This is a genomic window from Azospira sp. I13, assembly GCF_003112695.1.
In the GTDB taxonomy this organism is placed as follows: domain Bacteria; phylum Pseudomonadota; class Gammaproteobacteria; order Burkholderiales; family Rhodocyclaceae; genus Azospira.
Genome location: NZ_BFBP01000004.1, coordinates 156475 through 166169 on the forward strand (window position 1 = coordinate 156475; position 9695 = coordinate 166169).

8 protein-coding genes and 1 pseudogene are annotated in these 9695 nt (G+C 68.2%); 4 read left to right on the forward strand and 5 right to left on the reverse strand.

Annotated features, from left to right (window positions below):
- Positions 1-76: 76 nt before the first annotated feature.
- Complete coding sequence (locus tag AZSI13_RS05425; RefSeq protein WP_109040162.1) at positions 77-2686, forward strand: bifunctional diguanylate cyclase/phosphodiesterase; 2610 nt, start codon at positions 77-79, stop codon at positions 2684-2686.
- 99 nt (positions 2687-2785) lie between these two features.
- Here AZSI13_RS05425 and AZSI13_RS05430 read toward each other — a convergent pair whose 3' ends face one another.
- Complete coding sequence (locus tag AZSI13_RS05430) at positions 2786-3724, reverse strand: nucleoside recognition domain-containing protein (RefSeq protein WP_109040163.1); 939 nt, start codon at positions 3722-3724, stop codon at positions 2786-2788.
- Positions 3725-3850: 126 nt separating this feature from the next.
- On the opposite strand from AZSI13_RS05430, the gene AZSI13_RS05435 reads away from it, so the two are divergent.
- Positions 3851-4084 (forward strand): DUF2789 domain-containing protein, encoded by a 234-nt coding sequence (locus tag AZSI13_RS05435; protein WP_109040164.1) that lies wholly within the window; start codon positions 3851-3853, stop codon positions 4082-4084.
- Here AZSI13_RS05435 and AZSI13_RS05440 read toward each other — a convergent pair.
- The gene (locus AZSI13_RS05440) at positions 4062-5270 is read right to left on the reverse strand and encodes an MFS transporter (RefSeq protein WP_109040165.1); all 1209 of its coding nucleotides are present in this window, start codon (positions 5268-5270) and stop codon (positions 4062-4064) included. The two genes, AZSI13_RS05435 and AZSI13_RS05440, sit on opposite strands and share 23 nt — an antisense overlap.
- Positions 5271-5413: 143 nt before the next feature.
- Between AZSI13_RS05440 and AZSI13_RS05445 the strand changes: the two genes are divergently transcribed.
- A complete protein-coding gene (locus AZSI13_RS05445) occupies positions 5414-6361 on the forward strand; it encodes a GlxA family transcriptional regulator (protein ID WP_109040166.1) in 948 nt (315 codons plus the stop codon).
- Between the two features lie 90 nt (positions 6362-6451).
- A complete protein-coding gene (locus AZSI13_RS05450) occupies positions 6452-7504 on the forward strand; it encodes an aldo/keto reductase (RefSeq protein WP_109040167.1) in 1053 nt (350 codons plus the stop codon).
- A 146-nt stretch (positions 7505-7650) separates the two neighbouring features.
- Here the strand turns inward: AZSI13_RS05450 and AZSI13_RS05455 are convergent, their stop codons facing one another.
- From AZSI13_RS05455 to AZSI13_RS05465, 3 genes and pseudogenes are all read right to left on the reverse strand, one after another.
- Complete coding sequence (locus AZSI13_RS05455) at positions 7651-7884, reverse strand: thioredoxin family protein (protein ID WP_109040168.1); 234 nt, start codon at positions 7882-7884, stop codon at positions 7651-7653.
- A gap of 15 nt (positions 7885-7899) precedes the next feature.
- A complete protein-coding gene (locus tag AZSI13_RS05460) occupies positions 7900-9336 on the reverse strand; it encodes a permease (RefSeq protein WP_109040169.1) in 1437 nt (478 codons plus the stop codon).
- A gap of 39 nt (positions 9337-9375) precedes the next feature.
- Positions 9376-9609, reverse strand: a pseudogene (locus AZSI13_RS05465) (arsenic resistance protein); the annotation flags it as partial.
- Positions 9610-9695 lie beyond the last annotated feature (86 nt).

Sequence of the window (9695 nt, forward strand, 5' to 3'; positions counted from 1 at the left end):
CCGAAGGTATTGGCCTTATTACTAAAATCATAAGCACACCACCCGGGCAGAGAGGGGAAACGAGTTGGTAAAACCCATGCTATGGCGTTACCGCCTGAGCCTGCGTGGCTTCTCCGGGGGGCTTTGGCTGTCTTTCCTGTTGCTCGGGCTGCTGGCGGTATTTTTCAGCATCTACGTGTGGTCGGAGAAGGAGATCGACCGGGCCCACGAGCAGCGCTACCGCTCCCGCCTCCTGGCGGCGGAGCTGCGCCAGTCCTCCGACGACCTGACCCGCATGGTGCGGGCCTACGTGGTGACGGGGGACCCGGCCTTCCAGACCTATTACCGGGATATCCTCGACATCCGCGACGGGCGCAAGGCGCGGCCGGCGGACCTGGGCCGCGTCTATTGGGATTTCGTCACCGCCGGCCAGCATTCCCCGGCCCATTCGCCCCCCGGCCAGGCCACCTCCCTGCTGGAGCAGATGCGTCAGGAGGGCTTTACCGAGGCCGAGCTGGCCTTTCTCGCCCAGGCCAAGGAAAACTCCGACACCCTGACCCACACCGAGCGCCAGGCCATGGCCCTGGTGGCCGGCCCCGAGGGGAATAGCGAGACGGTGCGGGCCCAGGCCCGCAACATGCTCTACGACGATGCCTATGCCCGGGCCAAGGCCGGCATCATGGGGCCCATCGACCAGTTCCTGGAGGAGGTGGAAAGCCGCACCGAAGCCGCGGTGCAGACGGCGGCCCAGCGTTCCCTGGGCTTCCGCTGGCTCTTCGTCGTTCTCGGGCTGGCCCTGGTGGCTGTGCTTTGGCACACCTATGGCCTGCTGCACCGCATCCTCGGCGGCACGGTGGATGAGGTGCAGGCCCGCATCGCCGCCATTGGCAGCGGTGACTTCGCCTGCCCTGTCCCGGTGCCGGCGGGCCTTGAAGACAGCATCATGGGCCGCCTGCGGGATACCCAGGCCCAATTGCAGAGCCTGGATGCGGAGCGGCGCGAGAGCGAGGCCCGGCTGGTGAAAAGCCAGGAGCTACTGTTGCAGTCCCAGCACCTGGCCTCCCTCGGCTATTTCATCCTCAACCCGGTGAGCGGCGAGTTCGAGACTTCCGAAGTGTTCGACGAAGTTTTCGGCCTCCATGCCCACCCCCTGCAATCCATCGAGGCCTGGCTGGCCTGCATCCGGCCCGACCACCAGGAACGCTACCGCAAGCTGCTGGAGGAACTGCGCGGCCGGGCGGGTGACGTGGATTGGGAATACCCCATCCGCCGGGCTGCCGACGGCGCCCAGCGCTGGGTGCGCATGGTGGCCCAGGTGGAGTTGGAAGTCGGTGGCCGCCCGGTGCGCTGGTTCGGCAACGTGCAGGACATCACCGAGCGCAAGGCAGCTGAGGAGCGCATCCATGCCCTGGCTTTCTACGATCCCCTGACCGGCCTGGACAACCGGCGCCTGCTCAACGACCGCCTGCAGCACGCCATCGCCGCCAGCGCCCGCAACGGCGGCTTCGGCGCCCTCATCATGTTGGACCTGGACCACTTCAAGACCCTCAACGACAGCCGGGGCCACGCCGTCGGCGACCAGCTGCTGATCCAGGTGGCCCAGCGTCTGCGCCTGGGCGTGCGGGAGGGCGATACGGTGGCGCGCCTGGGGGGCGACGAGTTCATCATCCTTCTCGAAGACCTGGACCGGGACGAACAGGGCGCCGCCACGGCGGCCCTGACGGTGGCCGAGAACATCCTTGCCGCCCTCAACGGCAGCTATGCCATGGAAGGCCGGGAGTACCACGGCACCTGCAGTCTCGGCGTGACCTTGCTGCGGGGCTACGACGTGCCGGCGGAAACCCTGCTGCGCCAGGCCGACCTGGCCCTTTACCAGGCCAAGAGCGCCGGCCGCAACAGCGTGCGCTTCTACCAGCCGGCCCTGCAGGAGGCCATCGAGCTGCGGGCCTCCCGGGAGGACGGCCTGCGCCGGGCCCTCAAGGGCCAGGAGCTGAGCCTCCACTACCAGCCCCAGCTGGATGGCCGGGGCAAGGTGGTGGGGGCCGAAGCCCTGCTGCGCTGGCTGCCGCCGGATGGGCCGCCGGTGTCGCCGGCGGAATTCATCCCCCTGGCGGAGGAAACCGGGCTCATCACCCAGATCGGCCGCTGGGTGCTGGAAACCGCCTGCGCCCAGCTGCGGGTTTGGCAGGACGATCCCCGCACCCGGCTGCTGTGCCTGGCGGTGAACGTCAGCCCGCGGCAGTTCCGCAATGTGGATTTCGAGGCCCAGCTATGGGAGGCGGTGCAGCGCCACGACGTGGCCCCCGGTCTGCTCAAGCTGGAACTGACGGAAAGCGTGGTGCTGGACGACCTGCCGGGCACCGTGGCGCGCATGGCCAGCCTGCGCCAGAAGGGCTTCCGCTTTTCCATGGACGACTTCGGCACCGGCTATTCCTCTCTTTCCTGCCTGCGCCAGCTGCCCCTGGACCAGATCAAGATCGACCAGAGCTTCGTGCGGGATATCGGCAGCGATCCGGAGGATGCGGCCATCGTTGAGGCCATCATCGCCATGAGCCGCACCCTCAACCTCCAGGTGGTGGCCGAAGGGGTGGAAACGGAAGCCCAGCGGGCCTTCCTGGCCGAGCGGGGCTGCCACGTCTTCCAGGGCTATTTGTTTGGCCGGCCCATGCCGGCGGATATGTTCCTCGCCGCCCTGCCGGTGGCCTGAGATAGCTGAAGTGGCTGAAGTGGCTGGGGCAGCCGAGGCGCTTGCCCCGGCTTGGCGGACTGGGGCGGGAACATCAGCTGAATTCGGGAAGGCGGTGGCCTAGGCCGCCAGGATATGGCCCAGGCTGCGTGCGGCGATGCCGACGCAGGCGCCCAGGGCGGCGGGCTTCCACACCGCCGCCACCCGCCGGCCGGCGGAAATCAGCACCGCCACGCCGGGCACGTCGAAGGGGTGGATCAGCCAGCCAGCGCTGGCGTTGAGCAGTTCCACGCTGACCTGGCCGCTGCGCCGCATGTCGTCCATCACCCCCATCATGGCGGTGCCGCCGGCCAGGATCTTGGTCAGGCTGGGCAGGATCAGCACCGGGTCGATGGCGACCAGGGCCAGCAGCGGAGTAAGCCACTGGGTCAGCAGGTCGATGGCGCCGAAACGCTTGAGGGCGGTCACCGCCACCAGGGACAGCACCAGCATGGGAATGGCCCCCACGGCGATCTTGAAGGCTTCTGCCCCGGCTCGGTTGATGACGTCCAGCACGCCCTTGGCATCCTCCGCCACCGGGTGGTGCAGGGTTTCGTCCAGGCGTGCCTCGGTGGCGGCCAGGCCTCGGCCGAAGAGGTAATAGGTGGCTGCCGCCGCCGCCACTCCGCCGAGGATGGAGAAGGTCAGGGTGGTGCCGAAATTGAGGCCCATGGTCATCATGGGAAAGGCCGCATTGGCCTGGGACATGGCGAAGACCATGGCCAGGGTGGCGGCGATGTGGCGATCCGAGGTGCCGCGCTGTTCCATCATGGTGAGGGTGGCCATGGGGGCGGCGAAGCTGACGAAGTTGATCTGCAGGGCGGCGAAGACCCCCAGGCCGGTGAGGCCGAAGGGCTTGAGGGCGGGGGCCAGCCAGCCCACCACCTTGTCCACCACGCCCCGGGCCTCCAGTAGGCGCATCAGGGAGAGCATCACCACCATGACCGGCAGCAGGACGAAAAGGGCAAGTTCAATGGCCGAGCGGCCGGCCTTGAGAATGATGTCGACGAGGATTTCCATGGAGTGCCAGGGGCAGGAGGGGTGAGGGGAGTGGCGCCGTCACAAGCTGAACTCCGGGGCGCCTTTCTGGTTCTATAGTGATAAGTGTAGCTTTAGCTTCCCGTCATTATCCCCCAGAGGTCAATCATGGACTTCCCTACGCCCACCATGAGCAACCTGTTCGCCCAGCTCGGCCTGCCCGCGGACGGGCTCTCCATCAGCCGCTTCATCGAAGCCCACGGGCCCCTGCCGGAGCATCTGCCCCTGGCCGAGGCCCCCTTCTGGACGCCCTCCCAGGCCGCCTTCCTGCGGGAGGAAATCCTCGAGGATGCGGACTGGGCGGAAGTGGTGGACGAACTCAACCTGCGCTTCCATACCTGAACCCCAGGGCACCACCGAGTCGCCGCAGCAGGCGCCGGGGCAGGGCGAAGGCGGGCAGCAGAGCCAGCAAGAGGCACAGCACCGGCAATGCCGCCAGCAGGTTGAGGCGAGCCCAGCCCAGGTGTTGCAGCAGGGGCGCCACCGCCAGGGTGCTGAGGGTCACCGCGATGAAGATCAGGCTGTCGTTGAGGGCCTGGATACGGGCCTGTTCCGCCGGCCGGTAGCATTCCGTGAGCAGGCTGGTGGCCCCCACGTAGAGAAAGTTCCAGCCGACGCCGAGCAGCACCAGGGCCGTCTGGAAATGGGCCACGGCCATGCCGCTCAGCCCCGCTGCCACCGCCCCCAGGTTGAGCAGGGCACCCAGCCCCATCACCCCCGGCGCGCCGAGGCGCTGCACCAGCCGGCCGGCGAAGAGGGAAGGGGCGAACATGGCCACCAGATGCCACTGGATAACCCCGGCGGTGGACGCGAAATCGCAGTGCTGGCTGGCCATGGCCAGGGGTGTGGCGGCCATCAGCAGGTTCATGATGGCGTAGCCCACCACGCCGCCGGCCAGGGCCAGCAGCAGCCGGGGCTGGCGCAACAGCAGGGCCAGGGGCCGGGGCGCTTCGGCATGGTGCGCGACAGCCGGCGCGGCAATGTGCAGGCGGCTGGCCAGCCAGGCGCCCAGGGCCGTCACCGCCAGGAGGGCGAGAAAGCTGGCGAGAAAAGGTTGTCCCAGGCTGTCCCGGGTCCAGCGGGCCAGGGCCGGGCCGGCGAAGGCCGCCAGGATACCGCCGGTCAGCACCAGGGAAATGGCCTGGCTGCGCTGGGCCGGCGTCACCGCATCGGCGGCGGCGAAACGGAAGTACTGGCCTGTGCCGTTATGCACGCCGATGAGCAGGGCGGCCACGGCAAAGAGGGCGAAGCTCCCCAGCCAGATGGCCAGGCCGGCCAATCCCACCCCCAGCAGCCCCAGCAGCGCCCCGCCGACGAAGACGGGGCGCCGGCCATAGCGGGCCATGAGGCGGGCGGCGGGAAAGAGGGCCAGCAGGGTGGCCAGGTACTGGCCCGCCAGAGGCAGGGTGGCCAGGCCCGCCTGGGGCGCCAGGGCGTTGCCCACCAGGGCCGAGGTGGAAAGGGTGAGGCCGATGCTGGTCATCAGCAGGCCCTGGCACAGTGCCAGCAGGGTGACATTGGCGTTCATGGCGAAATTCCGTGGGGAAAGAAGACGAGCCCATTGTCGGGTGGGGGTGGCCTGGCGTAAATGACAGGTTTCCAACGTTTTGTGCCATATTGTGATCTTGGCCCTGCTCTTTTCATCCCCAGCCCTTTTCCAGAGGCGCGCCCATGACCCGCCAACTCCATTTCCTCCTCTATCCCGGCTTCCAGCTGCTCGATCTGGCGGGTCCCGTTTCCGCCTTTGAGCATGCCAACGAAGTTCAGCCCGGCGCCTACGCCTGGCGCCTGTGGGGCCTGGAAGCGGGGCGGGTCGCCAGTTCCAGCGGCCTCGCCTTCGACGTGGCAGCCCTGGATGAACTGGCACCGGGCCCGGACGACACCCTCCTGGTGGTGGGCGGCAACGGCGTGCTGGTGGCCATCGAGCAGCCCCGGTTCGTCGCCGGGGTGCAGGCTGCGGCGGCTGCCGCCGGCCGGGTGGCGAGCATCTGCTCCGGCGCCTTTGCCCTGGCCGCCGCCGGCCTGTTGGCGGGGCGCCGGGCCACCACCCACTGGCGGCGCAGCCAGGACTTCGCCCGGCGCTTTCCCGGCGTGCGCCTGGAGGTGGACCGCATCTACGTGCAGGACGGTCGCTTCTGGACGGCAGCCGGCATCAGCGCCGGCATTGACCTGGCCCTGGCCCTGATTGCGGCGGACCGGGGGGAGGCCTGTGCCCGCCAGGTGGCGCGCCATCTGGTGGTGTATTTCCGTCGCCCCGGCGGCCAATCCCAGCATTCCGCCCTGCTGGAAATGGCGGCGGGCGGGAGCCGCTTTGCCGGCCTGCTGGACCATGTGCGCGGCCATCTGGCGGACGATCTGGGGGTGGAGGCCCTGGCGGCCCTGGCTTGCATGAGCCCGCGCCATTTTTCCCGCCGCTTCACCGATGAAACGGGCCTGACCCCGGCCCGGGCCGTGGAGCAACTGCGGGTGGAGGCCGCCCAGGGCCTGCTGGAGGCGGGCGGGCTGTCGGTGCAGGAAGTGGCGCGGCGCTGCGGCTTTGGCGACGGCGAGCGCCTGCGCCGCTCCTTCCAGCGCCTGCTGGGCATCGCGCCCTCGGGGGTCAAGGCGCGGCGGGAGTAGGGGCAGGAATAGGGGGGAGGTGTCGGACTGGCGCCGCAGCGAGCCGCCCTGGATTCAGTAGAATAGGCGCCCCGCCAAAGGAGATTCGCCATGGAACGTCGCCGCCTCGGCCAAAGCCCCCTTGAAGTTTCCCCCGTCTGTCTTGGCACCATGACCTTCGGCCAGCAGAACAGCGAGGCCGAAGGCCACGCCCAGCTGGACCGGGCCGTGGCTGCCGGCGTCAATTTCATCGACACCGCCGAGATGTACCCGGTGCCGGCCCGGGCGGAAACCTATGGCGCCACCGAGCGCATCGTCGGCAGCTGGCTGAAGGGCCAGCCCCGGGACCAGCTGGTCATCGCCACCAAGGCCGCCGGCCCGGCCCGGGCCATGGAATGGATTCGCGGCGGTCCCCTGGCCTTCGACCTGGCCAACCTGCGGGCCGCCCTGGAGGCCTCCCTGGTCCGTCTGCAGACGGACTATGTGGATCTCTACCAGCTGCACTGGCCGGCCCGCAACCAGCCCATGTTCGGCCAATGGCAGTTCGAGCCGGAAAAGGAGCGGGACCATACCCCCCTGCGGGAGACCCTGGAAGCCCTGGCGGTGCTGGTGAAGGAAGGCAAGATCCGCCAGGTAGGCGTGTCCAACGAACATCCCTGGGGCGTCATGGAATGCCTGCGCCTGGCCCGGGAACACGGCCTGCCGGTGATCGCCTCGACCCAGAACGCCTACAACCTGCTCAACCGGGCCTACGATACCGGCGGCCTGTCGGAAGTGTGCTTCCGCGAACGGGTGGCCCTGCTGGCCTATTCGCCCCTGGCTTTCGGCCATCTCAGCGGCAAGTACCTGGCCGATCCGGCGGCGCCGGGCCGGGTCACTCAGTTCCCCGGTTTTGCCCAGCGTTACGTCAAGGTCAATGTGCCCGCCGCCCTGGCGGCCTATCAGGAAGTGGCCACCCGCCACGGCCTCAGCCTGACCCAGCTGGCCCTGGCCTTCTGCTACAACCGCCCCGGCGTCACCAGCACCATCATCGGCGCCACTTCCCTCGCTCAGCTGGATGAAAACCTGGCCGCCTGGGAACAGCGCCCCACGGGGGAGCGCTGGCAGGCCCTCCTGGCCGATATCGACGCGGTGCATCAGCGTTACCCGAACCCGGCCCTGTGAGTCCTGGGGGCAGGCGGCTGCGTTTTGCAGCCCCAGCCCCGAGCGCGATTGGCGCTGCCTTAAGGTGACTTGGGGCCTGCGTTGGGGTCTGCGTTGAGGCCGCCTTGCTCCCCATGGGCCGCTAACACCGCTGCATCAGGTCTGTATTAGCCCTGCAGCCAGGCCCGTAGTTCGTCCTTGCTGGGGATGCGGCCCGAGACCTTGACCTGCTCATCCACCACCAGGGCCGGAGTGGTCATGATGGGGTAGGCGAGGATGCGGTCCATCTCCGTCACGTGCTCGAAGCTAGCCTCCAAGCCCAGTTCGGCCACCGCTTCCCGGGTCAGTTGTTCCAGGCGGTTGCATTTGGCACAGCCGCTGCCGAGGATTTTGATGTGCATGGCGTTTCTCCGGTGTCAGCGCGCAGCGCGCCGGTCGATGAGTTGCAGGGTGGCCACCAGCAGGCCGACGAAAAGGGCCACGGCAGCAGCCAACAGCACTAGGGAGGCGCCGTCCACCCAGGCCCCGTAGACCAGGCCGGAAACGGTGGAGAACAGGGCCACCAGCCCCACATAGGTCCAGGCCCGCAGCTTGCCGATGATGGCGGCGGTGATGAGGATGCTCTGCAGGGACAGCTCCGGGTCCGCCATCAGGTAGGCGATGAGGGGGCCGGGGTGCATGCCGAGGGAAAGGAACATCTTGGCGATGGGCACTTCCACCAGGGTGGGGAAATACATGAAGACGCCGAACACCACCCCGGCCAGGTTGGCGGTGAGACTGTTTTCCCCGGCCACGCTGCGAATCCACTCGGGCTGGATGAAGACCCGTACCACCCCCACCAGGAACACCCCCACCACCAGCAGGGGGAAAATTTGCCGCACGAAGCGCCAGGTCTCCCATAGCCACTGCTGCATGTCCCAGGCCTCGAAGCGGCGGGCCTGGGGCACCAGGGCGGCGCAGAGGGCGGCCACCGCCACACTGCGGCCGGTGACGGCCAGGGTGAGGCCGGCGGCACCCACCGTGACACCCAGGGCGGCGAAGACCAGGGTCAGGGCGGTGAGCCCCAGGGCCCAGGGGGTCAGGCGGTTGAAGCCCTCATCCACCTTGCCCAGGCCGCGCCAGGCCAGGGCGCCGATGGCGGCCAGTAAAGCAATCAGCAGGGCCCCCTGGAGGCTGAGACCTTCAGCACCCACCGCTTCGTTGATCGGCACCCAGCGGTCCAGGGCCTGCTGGATGGCCGGGGCTACTGCCCAGGGCAATTCGGTACGGAAGAGCACGGCCCGCAGGAAATCCAGCTTGAGGGTGCCGGCGATGAGCAGAGCCACCAGGGTGCCGAGGAACCACAGCACCGCTTTGGGAATGCCGCCGTCACCGGCGAAGGCGGCAGCGGCGGCCGGGTCGATCCGGGCCGCTTCGCTACGGCGGAAGAGCAGGGCCATGATCATGCCGATGCCCACGCCAAAGCACAGGGCCAGAAGGATGCGGGCGATGGCGAAGTCGGCCCCCAGGGCCACGCCGGTATAGGCCAGGGCCAGGATGTTGGCGGCTGGGGCGAAGAAAAGGAAGGTGATGGCTGGCCCCAGGCCGGCGCCCTTCTTGTAGATGCCGGCGAAAAGGGGCTGGATGGTGCAGGAGCACACCGCCAGCAGGCTGCCGGCCCCGGCCGCGGCGGAGTAGGACATCCACTTGGAGGCATCGGGGCCGAGAAAGCGGATGATGGATTGCTGGGGCACCAGGGCCGAGAGGGCACCGGCGATGAAGAAGGCCGGCACCAGGCAGAGCAGCACATGGGCCGCCAAGTAGGAGGCCAGGCTGTCCAGCCCGCCCTGCAATGCGCTCACCATCCAGTCCATCTGCGCTCCCTGTGTCGTTTTTGATTATTTCGGATCGCCTTAGCGGGCCTCGTACCAGCCCCGGGAGGCATTTACCAGCCGCACCACCAGCAGCATCACCGGCACCTCGATCAGCACCCCCACCACGGTGGCCAGGGCGGCGCCGGATTCAAAGCCGAAGAGGCTGATGGCGGCGGCCACCGCCAGTTCGAAGAAGTTGGAAGCACCGATCAGGGCCGAGGGGCAGGCCACGCTGTGCTTTTCCCCCACGGCCCGGTTGAGGCCGTAGGCCAGGGCCGTACGGATAAGTTTTAGCTGTTTGAACGATACCTGCAAGTTATCTAGGATGGACAGGAAATTGTTCAGTAGGAATCGTCATG